The following is a 19,510-nucleotide window of genomic DNA, read 5'->3' on the forward strand; positions in this document are numbered from 1 at the left end:
AAAATCTAAAGCTTTAATCAACCATCAATTTTTGGAAAAATCATTTATTCAAGTTGAAGCAAGCTTCTTAATGAACCGCCTCTTTGCGGCAAAAACTAATATACCATAGATAAATTAAGAATGCAAACTTTTTTTATAAATTGATGACACGTCTTCACTGTTATCTCTTCTCTTTTATAAATTTAAGTGAAAAAGACAGTTCAAAAGTGAACTGTCTTTTGTTAGCTGTACATACTTATCTGTTTTCCTTCATGGTTGGGAAAAGTAGAACGTCCCTGATGGATGCAGAATTAGTTAATAACATAACTAAGCGATCAATACCAATTCCTAAGCCACCTGTTGGAGCCATTCCATATTCCAATGCTTCTATAAAGTCATGATCCATTTCATGAGCCTCATCGTTTCCAGCTTCTTTTTCTACTAGCTGAGCCTCAAAGCGTTCCTTTTGGTCAATTGGGTCATTCAACTCTGTAAAGGCATTAGCATGCTCTCTGGCTACAATAAATAACTCAAATCGGTCTGTAAAACGGGGATCATCATTGTTTTTCTTCGCCAAAGGAGAAATATCTAATGGATGACCATAAATAAATGTTGGCTGAATAAGTGTTTCTTCTACACGTTGCTCAAAAAACTCATTCACAATATGACCAAATTTCATATGGGGCTGAATTTCAATTTGATGCTCTTTAGCAAGCTGGCGCGCTTCTTCATCTGTCATTTGTTGTGAAAAGTCAACACCTACTACTTCTTTGATCGCCTCAACCATAGAAACTCTTTTCCATGGAGCGGCTAATTGGATTTCATGTTCTCCATAGGTTACTGTTGTTGTCCCTAACGTTTCTTGAGCAATATGCTCAATCATACCTTCTGTTAGCTTCATGATATCCTGAAAGTCAGCATATGCCTCGTATAATTCGAGCATCGTAAATTCTGGGTTATGTCTCGTGGAGATTCCCTCATTGCGGTATACTCGTCCAATCTCATACACCTTCTCCAAGCCACCTACAATCAACCTCTTCAAATGAAGTTCGATGGCAATTCGCATATATAGTTCAATATCTAAGGCATTGTGGTGAGTAATGAACGGACGAGCGGAAGCACCGCCAGCAATTGTATGTAAAGTTGGTGTTTCAACCTCTAAAAAACCAAGCTTGTCCAAGTATTGACGCATCGATTGGATAATACGACTGCGAGCTATAAATGTATCCCTTACTTCCGGATTGATAATCAAATCTACATAACGTTTTCTATAGCGCTGTTCTACGTCCTTCAAACCATGATACTTGTCTGGAAGAGGGCGAAGGGCTTTCGATAGAAGGACAAAGCTTTTGGCTTTAACACTTGTTTCCCCTTTATTGGTTTTAAACACAACTCCATCTATCCCAATAATATCTCCTAAATCAGCCTGATCAAATAAGGCGAATGAAGCGTCACCTACTTGATCTTGACGAACATAAATTTGGATTCGACCGGTTAAATCTTGAATATGGCAAAACCCGCTTTTCCTTGAGAACGCTTAGCCATAATACGTCCAGCTATTTGAACATGTACCTCCTGAGGATCTAGTTCCTCTTTCGGAAGATGGTCATACTGATCCAATATTTCTTTGGACAGGTGTGTACGCTCATATTTTCCGCCAAAAGGGTCTAAGCCACTTTCTCTAATATCATTCATTTTCTGTCTACGCACAAGCAGTTGATCGTTTAATTCTTCGCTCATATTAACACTCCTTTATCGAAAAAAGGGGGATCACTCCGTTGTGATTCCCCAAAATGATTACTTTTTAATATCTAGAATCTCATATTGAATCACACCTGCTGGAACATTTACATCCACTAAACTCCCTTTACGCTTGCCTAGTAGTGCTTGACCTACAGGAGATTCATTCGAAATTTTATTATCGAGAGGATTAGATTCAGCAGAGCCAACAATCGTATACTCTACCTCATCATTAAATTCAACATCTCTGAGCAAAACAGTGGAACCAATGCTCACAGATTCTGTATCTACCTCATCCTCTTGAATAACTCTGGCATTACGAAGCATTTTTTCTAACGTAATAATACGTCCTTCGATAAATGCTTGCTCATTTTTGGCATCATCATATTCTGAATTCTCACTAATATCTCCATAGCTGATCGCTACTTTAATTCTCTCTGCGACTTGTTTACGCTTCACAGATTTTAAATGTTCCAATTCTTCTTCTAATTTCTTTAATCCTTCTTGCGTCAAGATTACTTCTTTTTCTGTCATGAACGTTTTCCCCCATGCCCTATAGATTTCTTTAAGGATTATATGTGAAGCTGTTATATATTAGACTCATACCTGTATTGAATGTGAGAAAAACTGCCGATATGTTTCAGGCAGTTCTCTAACTGAGTGGTATTATATTGAAAAATCTCTACTCTGTCAATAATGATTCTTTTTCTTCCAGAGTATCTACATACGTCATGAGTAAATGAATGAGATCATCTCTCGTCGTAATGTAGTTTATTTTTTCTCTAATGGGAGCCGCTCCGCGCAGACCTTTTAAATACCAAGCAGCATGCTTACGCATTTCCTGGACAGCGATTTTCTCACCTTTTAGGGCAATAAGACGATCAAGATGCAGGATACAAATGTTTATTTTCTCACGAGGAGTTGGGACAGGAGGAAGAGAACCATCCTCTAGATATTTCACTGTACGATAAAGCATCCATGGATTACCCAGTGCTCCCCGTCCTATCATTACTCCATCAACACCTGTTTCATCCATCATTTTTCGCGCCTTTTCAGGGGAATCGACATCCCCATTGCCAATCACCGGAATGTTTACAGATTCCTTTACTTGACGAATAATATCCCAATTGGCATGCCCCTCATACATTTGCACTCGTGTACGTCCATGGACTGCTACCGCTTTTCCTCCTGCACGCTCTACAGCTTGTGCATTTTCAATAGCGTAGATATGCTCCTCATCCCAACCAATTCTCATTTTCACAGTCACTGGTTTTTTAACAGCTTCCACTACACTCGCTACCATATCATAAATTTTATTCGGATCAAGGAGCCAACGTGCACCTGCATCACATTTTGTGATTTTTGGAACAGGACACCCCATATTAATATCAATAATATCCGCATTTGTGTGATTATCCACGACTTTAGCCGCTTCAACTAGAGAACTTTTGTCCCCACCAAAAATCTGTAAGGACAATGGTTTTTCACGCTCGTCTACAAACAGCATTTTATGTGTTCTTTCGTTTCCATGCAGGATCGCCTTATCACTGACCATTTCGGCACAGACTAAACCTGCACCGAATTCTTTTGCAATTAATCGAAAGGCGGGGTTACAGACACCAGCCATAGGTGCTAACACGACTGGATTTTTCGTTTCTATATCCCCGATTTTTAATGACATTATGACCCACTTCCTTCTGCCTTCAATTCTTCTATTGTCACCCCTAAATGCTGAGCGATATCTTCAAATAACTTTGTTGTTGGGACTTTTTTTCCTCTTTCAATTGAACCAATCACTGAAACGGAAACGTGTAGGTCCCTCGCTAATTCTTCTTGTGTAAATCCTTTCAACTTTCTAAATGCTCTTATTCTTTTTCCCCATCTTAGAACTTGTTCCTCCACTTTTGGACACCCTTTCCTTTAAATAAAGCAACGGTCTCGGCGACCTTCGCTACTTCTCCTGGTACGATTAGATCTGGCGCTATTTCTGCTAAAGGTATCATTACAAACGCTCTTTCGTTCATTCTTGGATGTGGAATAGTTAAATGATCCATTTTAATTTCTCTATTATTATATAACAAAATGTCAATATCTATGGTTCGAGGGCCCCATCTTATTTCTCGCTTCCTTCCTAAAGTCTGTTCCACTAATTGTGTGGTTTCAAGAAGGTGCTCTGGGGACAGACTAGTCTGACCATGGATGACCATGTTCAGGAAGGCAGGTTGATCTGTATAACCGACGGGCTCTGTTTCATAAATAGACGAGGCCTTGGCTATTTGAATATTTTTGCTTTCCCCTAACAAGCGAAGGGCTTCCTGTAAAAAAAACAACCGATCCCCCATATTCGTGCCCAAAGAAAGGTAGATTTCTACGGACATGATAAGGTCCTTTCACGTTGTATTTCTACAGCAACTGAGTCGTAGTGCCCCGGAATCGGCGGGTTAGGTTTAGTCACTTTAATGCGCACCTGTTGTATCTGTTCAAAACTGAGTAGGATTCGTGCAGATATTTTTTCCGCCAATGCTTCAATTAGTTGAAACTGTTCCCCTTCTACAATGGACTTTACAATCTCGTACAGTTCAGCGTAGTTCACTGTATATTCAAGTTGATCTGTTACTCCTGCCTTCTGGAGATTCGTAAAGACCTCTACATCAACATCATACATTTGACCTAGCTTATTCTCTTCGGGGAAAACTCCATGATAGGCATAAAACTTCATTCCTGAAAAAATAATCTTATCCATGATTCACCAGTACCTCTTTTCCTAACATCGCATCCATCATCTTTGCCGCTCTGGAGACGGCTAATACATCATGAACCCTTACAATACTACAACCCAACTGAATTCCTAAACAAACGGTTGCTACAGTGCCTTCCACTCGCTCCTCTGGAGGAAGCTGAAGTGTATTCCCAATCATCGATTTTCTTGATGTACCTAAAAGCACTGGATACCCCATCTCTACAAGCTGATTTAAATTTCTCATCATCATTAAATTCTGACTGTAGGATTTAGCAAAGCCTATACCTGGATCTAAAATTATATGACGATTTTCAACCCCTGCCTGTTGCACTATTCGAATGGAATCTTGTAAATCTTGTTTCGCATCTGCCATAAAATCTCCATAATTACGATCTGAACGATTGTGCATTAAGATAATAGGGCTGTTTGTTTGGGCAGCTACCTGAGCCATTTGAGGGTCTGCTTTCGCCCCCCACACGTCATTAATGATGTGTGCTCCTTTGGCAATCGCTTGCTTCGCTACTTCAGCCTTGTATGTATCGATCGATAAGGGAATAGAAAATCGACTTGAAATAGCTTCAACAACGGGCAAAACCCTTTCCAATTCCTCTTCAAGTTCTACCTTGGGTGCACCAGGACGCGTCGATTCTCCCCCAATATCTATGATATCTGCCCCTTCTTTAATCATCTGGGATACGCGATCAATGGCGTGATCGACTTGATTAAATTTTCCTCCATCAGAAAAAGAATCAGGAGTCGCATTCAATATCCCCATAATATGGGTTCTTTGGTCCAAGTAAAGCGTGTGTGGTCCGACTTGCAAATGATGACGAGTCATAGTTAATCACCTTTCAATTAAGATCTTACATGCTGTTCTATGCTTTCGTGCATTGACTATAAATTTCTTGAAGCCTTCCCACTACTGATTTATTTCTTAGCCTGTCGTAATGGCACTGATCCCATTCATAAACAGGAACAATTTCCTGAATAGAGTTGGTGACAAAAACCTCATCAGATTGCTGAGCAAAAGATAAATCGTATTCCCCCTCCTCTATGACTAAAGAGAGTTCCTTCGCCGTCTTAAGCACCCATTCCCTAGTAATTCCATTCAGAATCCCTGTTGTCAGTGCCGGAGTGTAAACTGTTTCTCCTTTGACAAAAAAAAGGTTGCTCACAATACCTTCTGCTACTTTCCCTTGTCCTGTCAGAAAAACCCCTTCTGCATCTGGAGGGGCCTCTCGTTTTGCTAAAATATTGTTTAGGTAATGATGCGATTTAAGTCGCCCTGCTCCTTCTGGAGTGTTGCGCCTTAACGTTAATGTGGCCAATTTTTTTTCTGTTATTGCTGGAGGAAGCTCCTTAACAAGCAGAGCTTCCGTATAGTGACGATACAAATCACTGGGTAACCCAATTGCTTCAGGACCTGCTGAAACATTCAGTCTAAAATACCCATCATGAAGATCATTAACCTGGAGTAAATCATGGATTTGTTCTTGTAGCTTCAATCGCTCTGGAGTCCATTCAATCCCAATCTGTTGACAGCTCTCTACCAATCGGTGAAGATGTTCTTCAAATAAAAATGGTTTTCCTGAATAGGTGCGAAAGGTTTCAAATAAACCCACTCCATACAAATAACCATGATCATAGAGTGATATTGTCGCTTCTGCGCTATGCACTTTTGCTCCATTTAAGTAAATATACAAAGAAAGGCACTCCTTCTACTGTTTTGCCTTAGCATACGTCGTAATAAAATTCTTTAATAGTGTCTTTCCGTAATCTGTAATAATGGACTCTGGATGGAATTGAACTCCTTCTACAGCAAGCTCTTTATGGCGTAAGGCCATAATCTCTCCCTCTTCGGTCCAAGCGCTAATCTCTAGACAGTCTGGTAAGCTTTCTTTCTCCACAATCAAGGAATGATATCGAGTCGCTTGATAGGGGGAAGGAATTCCTTCAAATATTGTTTGACCATCATGATATATGGGCGATGTTTTGCCATGCATTAACCGCTCTGCACGAATCACCTTTCCTCCAAACACTTGTCCAATAGACTGATGACCTAGACAAACGCCAAATAGAGGAACTTTTCCAGCGAAATGACGGATCACCTCAAGGCTAATTCCGGCATCATCTGGCGTGCAGGGTCCTGGTGAAACCATGATATAGTCTGGCTGCAGTGCTTCTAACTCCTCAATCGTAATTTGATCATTGCGATATACTCTCAGCTCTTCTCCTAATTCGCCTAGATATTGTACTAGGTTGTAGGTAAATGAATCATAATTGTCAATCATTACAATCATTTCTAAACTCCTCCTCAGCTATACACTCAGCTCTTTTTTATTTTTCTTACTCTGCTCCAGAGCCTTCCATAAGGCCTCCGCTTTCTTCAATGACTCCTTGTACTCATTGACAGGGATTGAATCAATAACAATACCTGCACCAGCTTGAACATGGGCTATTCCATTTTGAGCTAGCATCGTTCGAATGACGATATTTAACTCCATGTCCCCATTATAATCAATCCAGCCGATAGATCCAGTATAAATGCCTCGCCGGACAGGCTCAAGCTCTTCAATAATTTCCATCGTTCGTACCTTAGGGGCTCCTGTGATCGTCCCTCCTGGAAAAACAGCTCGGATAACATCAATGGCATCCTTCTCTTCGGCAATCGTTCCTTTGACATTGGAAACGATATGCATGACATGGGAGTACTCCTCAATGACCATAAACTCATCGACTTCAACACTACCAAATTGACACACTTTCCCTAAGTCATTTCGTTCTAAATCCACAAGCATCACATGCTCCGCCCGTTCCTTCTCATTATGAATCAACTCTTCTGCTAAGCGCAGATCCTCTTCCCGATTGCCACCTCTGGGGCGAGTACCAGCAATAGGTCTCGTATTTAACTGCCCGCCTTGAAGCTTAATAAGCTGTTCTGGTGAAGCACTGATGAGTTGAAATTCGGGAAAGTGAAGGTATCCCATATAGGGAGAAGGATTAATTTCCCTTAACTCTTTATACACATCGAGCGGTTTGGATTGAAGTATTTTCGATTGCCTTACTGATAGATTAATTTGAAAAACATCACCGGCAGAAATATATTCTTGCACCTTCTGTACGGCTGTTATAAATCCTTCTTCTGAAAACGAAGGAATCATATCTTGATGTTGCTCTACAATCTCTCCTTGTACATCTCCTGCTCCTTGTTTCCCAGGACTGTTCTGCATGAATAGAGTCGCTTCTTGAGTGGAGGATTCTTCAGCTACCTCTTGAATCAGCTTTTGAAGCTCCTCATACCACAGCAGTAAGCGATTCTGTCCCTCTACATACTTTTCCTTCAGGCTTTCTTTCTGTTCTACGGCTTGATAACAAACTAACCAATGCTGTTTTTCTTGATGATCATAGAGCAGGATTTGCTCAAAAACATAAAAAGCGAGATCGGGAGTACTCAGATCATCCTTCGCCAAGCTAGGAAGAGATTCAATTTCTCTTACTAAGTCGTAGCTCAGAAACCCTAATAACCCACCGCAAAAATCTGGTAAATCAAGAAAACGCGGAGCTCTTCTCTTGCTTGTCCAAGTTTGAATCGAATCTAATAGGTTCCCTTGGATCGTTTCTTTCTGTTGTATATGCCCTTTATGATCGAATCGTCGAATGGTTAATTGATCATTCTTTCCTTGAAGAAAATAAGAAGGAGCATAAGCCATGATCGAATATCGACCTGCCCGACCACTTTCAAGCAAGACATGATAAGAATGACGTTCATTAATTTTTTGATATAAAGAAAACCATTGGGCATGATCCAAATGAATAGGATACGCTACCGGAATATAGTGGTAGTGGTCAGCCATCTTTTTTTGGATCTCATCATAGGTAGGAATAAACACGCAATCACTCTCCAAGAGTTCATCTAATGTCATTATTTTACCTTATCTAGCAGTGTTGCACAAATATATGATATACTATTCTTAATTAATGAATGATCATTCATTCGGAGGTATTTTTGATATGAAAACGAAACAAATTGGGGACGTCATTCAAACGAGACTTTATCTTAGACCCCTAGGTTTATCCGTATGCTTTTATGAAATCGATCATTTGCTTTTTGATACAGGTGCTCCTTCTCAGCGAAAGCATTTAAAAAAATACTTGATGGATCGCCCCCTTGAACAGGTGGTGGTTTCTCATCATCATGAAGACCATACCGGAATGGCAGATTGGTTAGAAAGAAAAAAAAATCTTCCCATCTATATGCTTCCGGAAACACAACGAATCTTAAATCACCCCTACAAGCTCCCGATGTACCGCTATTTAACATGGGGACAAATGCGACCTGTACAGGGGACCCTTATCGGTGAAAAAATTCAGACAAACCGATTTACCTTCGATGTTGTTAGAACGCCCGGTCATTGCCAGGATCATCTTTCCTTGGTTGAACCTAACCACGGCTTTGTCTTTAGCGGGGATCTTTTTGTTTCCAGCAGAATTAAATATAGCTTACATCGCGGAGAATCACTGAAATCCATGCTGCAATCTATAGAAGCACTGTTATCCTATGATTTTCAGCATGTATTTTGTGCTCATGCAGGTTTTGTTCCCCGAGGACGTCAAGCCTTAGAAAAAAAGAAAAAATTTCTTCACGAGCTCGTTGATTCGGTTCTGTTCTACTACCAAGAGGGACAATCACTGGAAGAAATTCGAGAAAAGCTGCATCCTCAAATTGATTGGAACCATTTACTCTCTAGAGGAGAGTTCTCCTCCCGCAACGTGGTACGCCTGATTATTGATGAATTTAGTGGGCAAGTCTAAAGAAAAAAACCTTCTCAGTAAAAATTGAGAAGGTTTTGATCACTATATTAGTCTTCAAATTGATATAAAGCTGTACTTAGGTAACGCTCTCCATTACTTGGGATGACCGCAACCACTTTCTTCCCCTTACCCAAGCGACGCGCTACTTCCAATGCTGCCTTTACAGCTGCTCCAGAAGAAATACCACCTAGGATTCCTTCTTCTTTCGCTAAACGTCTAGCTGCTTCAAATGCTTCTTCGTTGGATACAGCAATGACCTCATCGTACACATCCGTATCAAGAATATCAGGAACAAACCCTGCACCAATCCCTTGAATTTTGTGTGGACCAGGTTGACCTCCTGAAAGAACGGGAGAATCCTTTGGCTCTACGGCTACAACTTGTAGCTGAGGGAATTTTTGCTTTAACACTTGACCTGCGCCTGTAATGGTTCCTCCTGTACCGATTCCAGAGATGAAAGCATCTAATTGATCTCCTACTTGCTCTAGTAGTTCAGGTCCTGTTGTTTCACGGTGAACTTTTGGGTTCGCTGAGTTCTTAAACTGCTGAGGCATGAAATAATTATCGTTTTCAGCAGCTAATTCCTCAGCCTTCTTAATGGCCCCTTTCATTCCCTCCGGTCCAGGTGTTAATACTAATTCTGCCCCATAGGCTCTTAATAGATTTCTGCGCTCTAAACTCATGGTTTCAGGCATCACTAACTTTGTTCTGTAGCCCTTGGCTGCTGCTACCATTGCCAATCCGATTCCTGTGTTTCCGCTTGTAGGCTCCACAATCACCATTCCTGGTTTTAATGCTCCACTCTTTTCCGCTTCTTCAACCATGGATAAGGCAATACGATCCTTTACACTGCTTCCAGGATTGAAAAACTCTAACTTCAAATACACATCTGCGTCATTGGGACCGACTAGGCGGTTCAATTTCACTAGAGGTGTTTGGCCGATTAAATCTAAAATAGAATTTGCTACTCTCATCTTGAAGTGCCTCCTTATAAAACCAAGTAAATTTATTGGTTTTTCTTGTTTTTATTATTTTAGCAGAGAAAAAATTAAAACGTCAAGATATTATGCAAGTTCTCTTGTAATTATTCGACAATATTTTATGGATACAGATAGTTCTCTACTCCCACTCTCGCCCGTAGGCTTTCCAGAAAGGAAGTGACTCCATCTATTTGCTTCACTGCTAACTCACGGCGAATCTTAGATTTCACGTCTTCAAAAGGCTGAATTTTTCCCTCAACTCTTTCTGAAACCTTAATCACCGTATATCCTTCTTCCGTTTGGATGGGAGTACTAAGCTGATTGAGCGGGAGTTTCTCAGCCGTACGAGCTACCGCTTGATCTAGAAAAAAATCATCGACAGAAACCATACCCATATCTCCACCAGCAGGGGCTGTAACTAAGTCAGTCGAGCGTTCAGCTGCGACCGCTTCAAAACTTGATCCCTGTTCAATTTCTTGAATCACTCTTTCTGCTTCCTCTTCGGTGGGAACTAAGATCGTATGTAAGTGAAGCCGCGTAGGGACATAATACTGATCAATATTGTCTTCATAATATTGTCGTTGTTCCTGTTCCTCAATCACGATATCCTTTGTTGCCATATCCTCCATCAGAAGATAAAAGCGGATTTCATTACGCAAATCTTCTTGGCTTATTCCGATTTGCTCATGCAGGGTTTGATAAAACTCTTCTTCACTCGCATAATCTTGGCGCAATAGGTTAATTTCTTGTTCTATTTCTTCTTCAGAAATGGTCAATTGTAGTCTTTTGGCTTCCGTAAAGATCAGCTTTCGATTAATCAGTTCCTCTAGAACGTTTTCTCCATAATTACTACGTAAGCGCTGGTTCAAGTCGTCCATTGTGATATATTCTTCTCCAACCTTCGCTGCATGCTCCAATCGAGGATCTGCACCTGCTTCATTCTTTCCTTCTGAGATAAAATAGAAAACGGTTAATACTTGTAACAAGATAAGGACAAAAATAATCCCCCATAACAATTTGATGCGCCCCATATCGACCCTCCTAACCATTCAATGCCACTCATTTCTTTTATTTCTTGATCTCTACCAGTAACTCCTCTAAATCGGAGCGAGTAAGGTGATATTTTTCATTGCAAAAATGGCACTGTACCTCCGCTTCTCCTGTATCCTCAATCATCTCTCTGATTTGTTCAGCCCCAAGACTAATCAGTGTACTTTTGACTTTTTCTTTCGAGCAGGTACAGGAAAAGGAAATAGGAAGCCGATCTAACCACTGTATGGTTTCATTTTCAAAAACAGCCTCGATCATTTGCTCAGGAGTATACCCTTGATCTACCATCGTCGATACAGGCAGAATCGTAGATAATCTCTGTTCTAATTCAGTGATAAACTCATCTGAAACACCTGGGAGCAACTGAATGATATACCCGCCACTTGCCTTGACGGTATGATCAGGGTTTACCATCACTCCTACAGCTACGGCTGAAGGAGTTTGTTCTGATTGAGCAAAATATAAAGTGAAATCTTCTCCAATTTCTCCATTGACCATTCGGCTGGAGCATGATAAGGCTCTCGTAAGCCTAAATCTTTGGTAATAAAAATCTCTCCGCTTGTTCCCACAGCTCTTCCCACATCCAGCTTGCCCTGTGCATTTACTGGAAAATGAACATGAGGATGATCAACATAGCCCCGCACCTCTCCTTGGCTATTTGCATCGACAATGATCTTGCCAATAGGTCCTCCTCCCCTCACCTGCAGAGTAACCTTCTCTTTTCCTTTGAGCATAGCTCCCATCATGGCACCAACAGAAAGAGATCTGCCAAGTGCCGCTGTGTAGTTGCCCAAGTATCATGACGCCTCTGGCACTCGTCCACAAGCTGTGTTGTTCGCACCGCATAAATTCGCACCTTACCTTCTAAACAAAGCGCCTTCACCAAATAATCATCTTGTAGATTTATGTCATCGTGTGTATGTTCCGCCGGTTGTTGATGCTCCATCTTTCCATCCTCCAATATCCATTTCGTGTCGTGTAAAAAGAGTAGTTTAACCTCTTCATTAAACTACCCTCTTGTTCCTATTCTATTTCCTTTTATGTACTTCTTAAACATTCCTATGGTATATATTATACAATCCCTTCAAGGTTAAGAACGGGTCGACATGATCAATATATTCTGATTCATTGGCAATTAATTCTGCTAAGCCGCCAGTTGCAATAATCGTCGCCTCTTCCTTCGCCTGCTGCTTCATTCGCTTAATGATGCTGTCCACCTGTCCAGCATAACCAAATAAAATTCCTGATTGCATAGCAGCAATCGTATTTCTTCCAACAACATGTTGAGGGAACTTTAATTCGATACGCGGGAGCTTCGCTGCGTGATGGTAAAGTGCTTGTGTAGAAATTTGAATACCTGGAGCAATCGCTCCTCCTATGTAACGTGCTTCCTCATCAATATAACAAAACGTAGTTGCCGTTCCAAAATCAACAATGATGAGCGGTGGCTTATACTCCTGTAATGCAGCAACAGCATTAACAATTCGATCTGCCCCTACATCCTTGGGATTATCATAATGGATGGAGAGACCCGTTTTAATTCCCGGTCCTACGACAATGGGGTCGTTTTTGAAATATTTCCTGCACATTCTCTCTAATGAGAACATCAGAGGCGGTACGACAGAAGAAATAATAATTCCTTTGACATCCTGTGGTAACAATCCTTCTTCACGAAAAAGTCCTTTAACCAGCATTCCGTACTCGTCTTCTGTTTTTTGCTTATCTGTGTTTACACGCCAATGATAGGTAAGCTTGTCTTCCTGATATACACCAAGAACGATATTTGTATTTCCAACATCAATCACTAGAATCATAATCATGACCCATCCTTTGTTTAATATCTTTTATGCGTCCGATTCTATTATATTCTTTCTGCGCCCTAAATCCATACTAATATCTAACGCTTTCACTGAATGAGTTAGTGCACCAACAGAAATCACATCTACCCCAGTAGAAGCAATCTCTCTGACCGTTTGTAAAGAAACCCCTCCTGAAGCCTCTACAATGGCACGCTTGTTGATCTTTTCAACTGCCTTTTTCATTTGTTCAATAGACATATTATCAAGCATAATAATATCGGCTTGAACGCTTAATGCTTCTTCGACCTGCTCCTCATGCTCTACTTCCACTTCAATTCTTGTTGTGTGTGGCAGATTGGCTCGGAGTGTTTGTACTGCTTTCGTAATGCTGCCAGCCGCTTTGATATGATTATCCTTAATCATGGCAGCATCATATAACCCAAACCGATGATTAAATCCCCCACCCATTCGGACAGCATATTTTTCAAGCCCGCGCAGACCTGGAGTTGTTTTTCTCGTATCTACAATTCGTACAGAATAGTCCTTTACCAAGTTTACATACTGCTGAGTAAGCGTAGCAATTCCAGACATCCTTTGAAGGAGGTTCAACGCCACGCGTTCAGCCGCTAATAAACTGAGCATGGGTCCCTCGATCTCTAAAAGAACATCTCCTCTTTTCACAGGGCTCCCATCCTCAACTAAGACTTGGATTTGGCAGCTAGGATCCACTTCCTCAAACACCATTTTGGCTAGCCATAGCCCAGCCACTATACCGTCTTCTTTTGCCTGTATCCATGCCTTCTCTCGATCCTGAGGGGTCAATAAAGAATGGGTTGATAAATCCCCTTCCATTATATCTTCATCTAACCATTCTTGAATTTTGCCTCTCCATTTACGAAGATTTAACATCCACATAGCTCTCCTTCATTTCACCTGATTGTGCATCACGTGTTAGTATGATATGCTTCTTCCATTCTTCATCATTGACGAGCGGATAATCTGTCCTAAAATGCCCTCCTCTGCTTTCGGTTCGCAGTAAAGAAGCTTGGACTACTAAATAACTGCAAATGAGTAAATTGATATACTCAATGGCTTCCTTCTGATTCCAAACATAAGGGAAGACCCTATCCATCCCTTTTATAATCGCCTCTTCTACCTTGTGCAAGGAGCCTTCATTACGAGTTAAGCTCGCATGCTGAAGCATTTTTTCTGTTAGGGAGATCCTCTTTTCTTGGATGTCCTCTAGACTAGGACGATTTGTTTCCTCAGGCTGATTCTCCCCTGCTAACTCCATCACTTGAAGCAAGTCTTTAGATCTAAGACGCTGGGTCAAACGTTGGGCTAAGATATGATCCGCAATCCGTTTGCCAAAAACAATCGCCTCAGACAATGAATTTGAAGCTAAACGGTTCGCCCCATGAACCCTGTACAAGCAACCTCACCACAAGCATAAAGTCCATTGATACTGGTTTCTCCATGAGTATTTGTCTTCACACCTCCCATGGTGTAATGAGCAGCAGGAGCGACAGGAATCCAATCCATCACTAAGTTGAGACCATATTCCAGACATGTTTTATAGATAGTGGGGAAACGATGCCTGATTTTCTCTTCTGATTCATGCGTAAAATCAAGATAGACATATTGGTTTCCAGATTGTTGCAGCTCACTGACAATGGCTCTTGAAACCACATCTCTAGGAGCTAAATCACCTAGGGAATGATACTTATGCATAAACGGCTCTCCATTTGTATTTCGTAAAATGGCGCCTTCTCCGCGAACCGCTTCTGAGATAAGAAAACGAGGAGCTCCTGGATAGAAAAGAACCGTTGGATGAAATTGAATAAACTCCATGTCCTGAATGTTTGCACCAGCCCGGTAAGCCAAAGCAATTCCATCACCTGTTGCAATATCAGGGTTGGTCGTATAACGATATAGCTGTCCTGTTCCCCCTGTTGAGAGAATAACGGACTTGGCTTGAATCAACATCTTTTTTTGATTTGGTTTAAGGACTGTAATGCCATGACATTGCTCATCCTTCGTTAACAAGTCGGTCACAAAATGGTCTTCTAATATCGTAATGTTTTTTGTTTTTCTTACTAGTTCAGATAGACCTCGAACAATTTCAGCTCCTGTTGCGTCCCCTTGAGCATGCAGCACTCGATGCCTACTGTGAGCTCCTTCCCTCGTTAAGGCGATTTGCCCATCTTCCTCATCGAAATGAACACCGTAATAGATTAAATTCTTTACTCCATCTGGTCCTTCATGCGCCAGAATGTCAACAGCAGCTGGATCACATAACCCAGCTCCTGCCATTAAGGTATCTTGTTTATGTAATTCCGGAGAATCCATTTCTGATGTAACCGCAGCAATTCCCCCTTGAGCCCAGCGAGTATTACTATCGATTAATGATTTCTTGGTTACTAAAATCACTTCTGCTTTCTGACTAAGCTGTAATGCCGTATATAAACCAGCAATACCTGCACCTACCACAATGGTATCTGTTTGTATCACTTGATGAACCTGGTCAAGTGAGCTTATGTATCTGGGTATTCTCATCCTATCCTCTTCCTCCTTAAAGTAGGTACAAGTAAAGCAGCGCATGCTACTTTACTTGTAGCATGCGCTCTAATGATGCTCTTGCACGATCTGCAACATCCTCAGGAAGGTAGATTTCTGGTTGCATGGTTTCTAAAGCATTAGCAAGCTTCTTCAGATTGTTCACCTTCATATTCGGGCATACAAGAAACTTGGAGGCAAAAATAAACTCTTTGTCAGGGCTCTCCAATTCCAGCATATACCTTACCCCTTCTTCCGTAGCCACAATAAATTTTTTATGTTCGCTTTCACGACAATATTTTAATATCCCTGTTGTACTCCCTACATAATCAGCAATCTTCCACACCTCAGGTCGACACTCAGGATGAGCAACAAATAAGGCATCAGGATGCTCTGCACGAAGCTTTTCCACATCCGGCACAGTGAGTAAGTCATGTGTATTACAGTACCCTTCCCAGATGATCATTTTTTATCAGTGAATTGTTGTACGTATTGTCCAAGATTCTTATCTGGAATCCAAATGATTTCTTCGGCGTCAATGGATTCAATAACGGCCCTCGCATTGGAGGATGTACAGCATATATCCGTTTCTGCTTTGATTTCAGCTGTTGTATTGATATACGCTACGACCTTAGCATTGGGATGTTGAGCCTTTAGCTTCCTTAACCCATCCACATTGACCATATCCGCCATAGGACAGCCTGCTCTTTCGTCAGGTATTAATACCGTTTTATCCATATTTAATATTTTAGCACTTTCTCCCATGAAGTGTACTCCACAGAAAAGAATGACATCGGCATCTGTCGTTTTGGCTTTTTGCGCTAGACCAAAGGAATCACCCAAATAATCTGCGATTTCCTGAATTTCTGGCCGTTGGTAGTAGTGAGCTAAGATGATCGCGTTTCGTTCCTTTTTAAGCTGTAAAATTTTTTCTTGAAGCTCTTTATTTCGTTCGCGCTTTTTTTCAATCGCTAAGGCTTCCATGTTGAGTTCCCCTCCATCAGATTAATGCTATGGTTAGGCTCATTGTAAACTGATCTTCCAATTGTGTCAATCTTCACAAACTTCGTTTATTATATTTCTTTTTCATCGAAGTGTGTGTTCTTTATTTTAACCCTTTTTTTGATTGCTACTCAAGACCAACCTTGATTGGAAAAAGGTTGCGTCCCCCCTCTAGGACTCTTGATATAAAAGACATGTGAAAAGCTTTTATAGTCCAAAAAGAAAAAAGAAGAGCTATCAAATAGCTCCCCTTCATTGCTTATTTTTTCTCTTCATCGTCTTTTGGAGTGAACTTATCATCATCTTCTTTTTTCGACTGGATTTGGACTTTAACGTCCTCCTTTGCCACGGAGGATTTCTTTTCCTCAGAAGGCTTCTTGGGCATGTTCTCTTCACTGATTTTTCCGTTATTGACCAAATCAGAAATTTGCTCTGCCGTTAAGGTTTCCACTTCGAGCAAGGTTTGAGCGATAAGCTCGAGCTTGTCACGATACTGCGTTAATAGCTCTCTACAACGTTCGTATTGCTCTTTGACAATGCGTTGCACTTCCTGATCAATTTCATGAGCAATGGCTTCACTGTAATTACGTTCATGACCAATGTCACGTCCCAAGAAGACCTGTCCTTGGCTTTCTCCATATTGTAATGGCCCAAGGCGGCTCATTCCAAATTCCATAACCATTCGTCTAGCGATTCCAGTTGCACGTTGGAAATCGTTGCTTGCTCCAGTACTTACTTCCCCTAAGATGATTTCTTCAGCTACACGTCCGCCTAAAAGACCTACGATACGATCCTTAAGCTCTTGTTCTGTCATCATAAAGCGATCTTCTTTAGGAAGCATGACCGCATATCCACCCGCATTTCCTCTCGGTACAATCGTTACTTTGTGTACCGTATCCGATCCATCGAGGTAAACACCTACAATGGTGTGACCCGCTTCATGGTAAGCCACAATACGTTGTTCTTTGTCAGAAACACGACGCGATTTTTTCTCTGTACCAGCAATCACACGATCGATTGCATCATCAATCTCTTGCATGGCAATATCCTTCTTATTTCTTCTTGCCGCTAGTAAAGCAGCTTCATTTAACAAGTTTTCAAGATCTGCTCCAGAAAAACCTGGTGTACGTCGAGCAATCACATCCAACTTCACATCATCAGATAGGGGCTTATTTCGAGAATGTACCTGTAATACGGCTTCTCTCCCTCTTACATCTGGACGATCCACTGTAATTTGGCGGTCAAAGCGCCCTGGACGTAATAACGCTGGATCTAAAACATCTGGACGGTTGGTTGCTGCCATGATAATAATTCCTTCATTCGCTCCAAAACCATCCATCTCAACAAGAAGCTGATTTAGCGTCTGCTCTCTCTCATCGTGTCCTCCGCCAAGACCCGCTCCACGCTGACGACCTACAGCGTCTATTTCATCAATAAAAATAATACATGGCGCATTTTTCTTCGCATTTTCAAACAAATCACGAACTCGAGAAGCACCGACCCCAACAAACATTTCAACGAAGTCTGAACCTGAGATACTAAAGAATGGTACTCCAGCTTCACCTGCAACGGCTCTTCCTAATAATGTTTTACCTGTCCCTGGAGGTCCCACTAGGAGAACTCCTTTAGGTATACGTGCCCCTAAGGTTGTAAATTTTCTAGGATCTTTCAAGAATTCAACGATTTCGACTAGCTCTTGCTTCTCTTCATCCGCTCCCGCTACATCCTTAAATGTCACCTTTTTCTTTTCTTCACTGTAAAGCTTGGCTTTACTCTTACCAAAGTTCATCACTTTGTTGCCGCCGCCTTGCGCTTGGCTCATTAAAAAGAAAAATAAGATAAAGATTAATAAGAACGGAATAAGTGTGGTAAAAAAGGTAAGCCAAACTGGATCGCCCTTGGCTTCGATAAAGGTCACCTTGGCTTTTGATTGATTAATAATCTCGAGGGTCCTCTCCGAATTCATCGGAGCATGCGTAATAAATCGATCTCTATCTTTCCCTTCACTATCCTTTACAGCACCTTTTACGAACTTACCATCAATAAACCATACCCCACGCGCAGCTTGAACATTAACGGAATCAATTTCCCCTCTTTCAAGATGGGTGACAAACTCTGTATATTCAATTGCAGGAGATTCCTGCCCTGATTGTACAATAAATTGAACAATACCGATTACAACTAGAAAAATAAGCAAGTAAAATACAGTATTTCTTAAAAAACGATTCATCCCCTACCTCCTCTCAGAGTAAAAAAAGCTATTAATTAGTTTAACATAACAGAATTGTTACTCTCAAGTTTAAGCTTCGGAATATATTTCCGGTTTTAGCACACCCACAAAGGGTAAATTACGGTATTTTTCAGCGTAGTCTAAGCCATATCCTACAACAAATTCATCTGGGACACTAAATCCAGTATAATCAGGCTTTAGATCTACTTTACGGTTATGTGGTTTATCTAATAGTGTAACAATTTGGACACTATTGGCTTTACGATGCTGTAACAGCTCCACTAAATAGTTGAGGGTTAATCCGCTGTCGATGATATCCTCTACAATCAATACATCGCGACCTTCTACAGTCGTATTCAAATCTTTAATAATTTTTACTTCTCCAGAAGATCGAGTGGAGTTCCCGTAGCTGGATACATCCATAAAATCCATCTCTAAATGAATATCCATCCTCTTCGTTAAATCTGTCATAAAGAGGGCAGCCCCTTTTAAAATACAAACCACTAAAGGATTTTTTCCTCGGTATTCTTCTGATAAGATTCCGCCGAGCTCCTTCACTTTTTCCGCAATTTGCTCTTCAGAAATTAATATTTCTTTGATGTCATCTAACACTACTATACCC

The 19,510-nt window shown here is 41.1% G+C and carries 16 protein-coding genes and 4 pseudogenes; 1 reads left to right on the forward strand and 19 read right to left on the reverse strand.

The annotated features are described in order from the left end of the window. Positions 1–235 precede the first annotated feature (235 nt). From lysS to JCM10596_RS16845, 10 genes and pseudogenes are all read right to left on the reverse strand, one after another. A pseudogene (gene lysS, locus JCM10596_RS26085) lies at positions 236–1,719 on the reverse strand (lysine--tRNA ligase). A 57-nt stretch (positions 1,720–1,776) separates the two neighbouring features. After that, the gene (greA, locus tag JCM10596_RS16805) at positions 1,777–2,253 is read right to left on the reverse strand and encodes a transcription elongation factor GreA (RefSeq protein ID WP_025028136.1); all 477 of its coding nucleotides are present in this window, start codon (positions 2,251–2,253) and stop codon (positions 1,777–1,779) included. A gap of 148 nt (positions 2,254–2,401) precedes the next feature. Further along, the gene (dusB, locus tag JCM10596_RS16810; RefSeq protein WP_025028137.1) at positions 2,402–3,400 is read right to left on the reverse strand and encodes a tRNA dihydrouridine synthase DusB; all 999 of its coding nucleotides are present in this window, start codon (positions 3,398–3,400) and stop codon (positions 2,402–2,404) included. Next, entirely contained in the window at positions 3,400–3,621 is a 222-nt protein-coding gene (locus JCM10596_RS16815) for a helix-turn-helix domain-containing protein (protein WP_025028138.1), read from the reverse strand. The genes dusB and JCM10596_RS16815 overlap by 1 nt, the downstream gene beginning before the upstream one ends. Continuing rightward, a complete protein-coding gene (gene folK / locus JCM10596_RS26090) occupies positions 3,603–4,097 on the reverse strand; it encodes a 2-amino-4-hydroxy-6-hydroxymethyldihydropteridine diphosphokinase (RefSeq protein ID WP_034681585.1) in 495 nt (164 codons plus the stop codon). The genes JCM10596_RS16815 and folK overlap by 19 nt, the downstream gene beginning before the upstream one ends. Next, positions 4,088–4,462 carry a dihydroneopterin aldolase gene (folB, locus tag JCM10596_RS16825; protein WP_025028139.1) on the reverse strand — a complete coding sequence of 125 codons (375 nt, stop codon included), beginning with the start codon at positions 4,460–4,462 and terminating at the stop codon, positions 4,088–4,090. Before folB ends, folK begins: the two co-directional genes overlap by 10 nt. After that, positions 4,455–5,297 (reverse strand): dihydropteroate synthase, encoded by an 843-nt coding sequence (folP, locus tag JCM10596_RS16830; RefSeq protein ID WP_025028140.1) that lies wholly within the window; start codon positions 5,295–5,297, stop codon positions 4,455–4,457. Before folP ends, folB begins: the two co-directional genes overlap by 8 nt. A gap of 37 nt (positions 5,298–5,334) precedes the next feature. Beyond that, complete coding sequence (gene pabC / locus JCM10596_RS16835) at positions 5,335–6,162, reverse strand: aminodeoxychorismate lyase (protein WP_025028141.1); 828 nt, start codon at positions 6,160–6,162, stop codon at positions 5,335–5,337. Between the two features lie 15 nt (positions 6,163–6,177). Continuing rightward, positions 6,178–6,759, reverse strand: a complete 582-nt coding sequence (gene pabA, locus JCM10596_RS16840; protein ID WP_025028142.1) for an aminodeoxychorismate/anthranilate synthase component II — start codon at positions 6,757–6,759, stop codon at positions 6,178–6,180. 18 nt (positions 6,760–6,777) lie between these two features. Beyond that, positions 6,778–8,382 (reverse strand): anthranilate synthase component I family protein, encoded by a 1,605-nt coding sequence (locus JCM10596_RS16845; protein ID WP_304502765.1) that lies wholly within the window; start codon positions 8,380–8,382, stop codon positions 6,778–6,780. An 88-nt stretch (positions 8,383–8,470) separates the two neighbouring features. Between JCM10596_RS16845 and JCM10596_RS16850 the strand changes: the two genes are divergently transcribed. Continuing rightward, complete coding sequence (locus JCM10596_RS16850) at positions 8,471–9,271, forward strand: MBL fold metallo-hydrolase (RefSeq protein ID WP_025028144.1); 801 nt, start codon at positions 8,471–8,473, stop codon at positions 9,269–9,271. Positions 9,272–9,318: 47 nt separating this feature from the next. On the opposite strand, the gene cysK is transcribed toward JCM10596_RS16850, so the two are convergent. The 9 genes and pseudogenes from cysK to hpt form a co-directional block, all read right to left on the reverse strand. Further along, entirely contained in the window at positions 9,319–10,245 is a 927-nt protein-coding gene (gene cysK / locus JCM10596_RS16855) for a cysteine synthase A (RefSeq protein ID WP_025028145.1), read from the reverse strand. 125 nt (positions 10,246–10,370) lie between these two features. Next, entirely contained in the window at positions 10,371–11,282 is a 912-nt protein-coding gene (locus JCM10596_RS16860) for a peptidyl-prolyl cis-trans isomerase (protein ID WP_025028146.1), read from the reverse strand. A 37-nt stretch (positions 11,283–11,319) separates the two neighbouring features. Then, positions 11,320–12,247 (reverse strand): annotated as a pseudogene (hslO, locus tag JCM10596_RS26095) (Hsp33 family molecular chaperone HslO). A gap of 103 nt (positions 12,248–12,350) precedes the next feature. Then, positions 12,351–13,115 carry a type III pantothenate kinase gene (locus tag JCM10596_RS16870; protein ID WP_025028147.1) on the reverse strand — a complete coding sequence of 255 codons (765 nt, stop codon included), beginning with the start codon at positions 13,113–13,115 and terminating at the stop codon, positions 12,351–12,353. A gap of 30 nt (positions 13,116–13,145) precedes the next feature. Next, entirely contained in the window at positions 13,146–14,015 is an 870-nt protein-coding gene (nadC, locus tag JCM10596_RS16875; protein WP_025028148.1) for a carboxylating nicotinate-nucleotide diphosphorylase, read from the reverse strand. Beyond that, a pseudogene (gene nadB, locus JCM10596_RS26100) lies at positions 13,993–15,656 on the reverse strand (L-aspartate oxidase). The gene nadC and the pseudogene nadB overlap by 23 nt, the downstream one beginning before the upstream one ends. Before the next feature lie 46 nt (positions 15,657–15,702). Further along, positions 15,703–16,640 (reverse strand): annotated as a pseudogene (nadA, locus tag JCM10596_RS26105) (quinolinate synthase NadA). A gap of 277 nt (positions 16,641–16,917) precedes the next feature. Next, entirely contained in the window at positions 16,918–18,888 is a 1,971-nt protein-coding gene (gene ftsH / locus JCM10596_RS16890) for an ATP-dependent zinc metalloprotease FtsH (RefSeq protein WP_025028149.1), read from the reverse strand. A gap of 69 nt (positions 18,889–18,957) precedes the next feature. Next, a complete protein-coding gene (gene hpt / locus JCM10596_RS16895; protein ID WP_025028150.1) occupies positions 18,958–19,506 on the reverse strand; it encodes a hypoxanthine phosphoribosyltransferase in 549 nt (182 codons plus the stop codon). Positions 19,507–19,510: the final 4 nt, after the last annotated feature.

This window comes from Caldalkalibacillus mannanilyticus JCM 10596, assembly GCF_000615945.1.
Lineage (GTDB): Bacteria > Bacillota > Bacilli > Caldalkalibacillales > JCM-10596 > Bacillus_AT > Bacillus_AT mannanilyticus.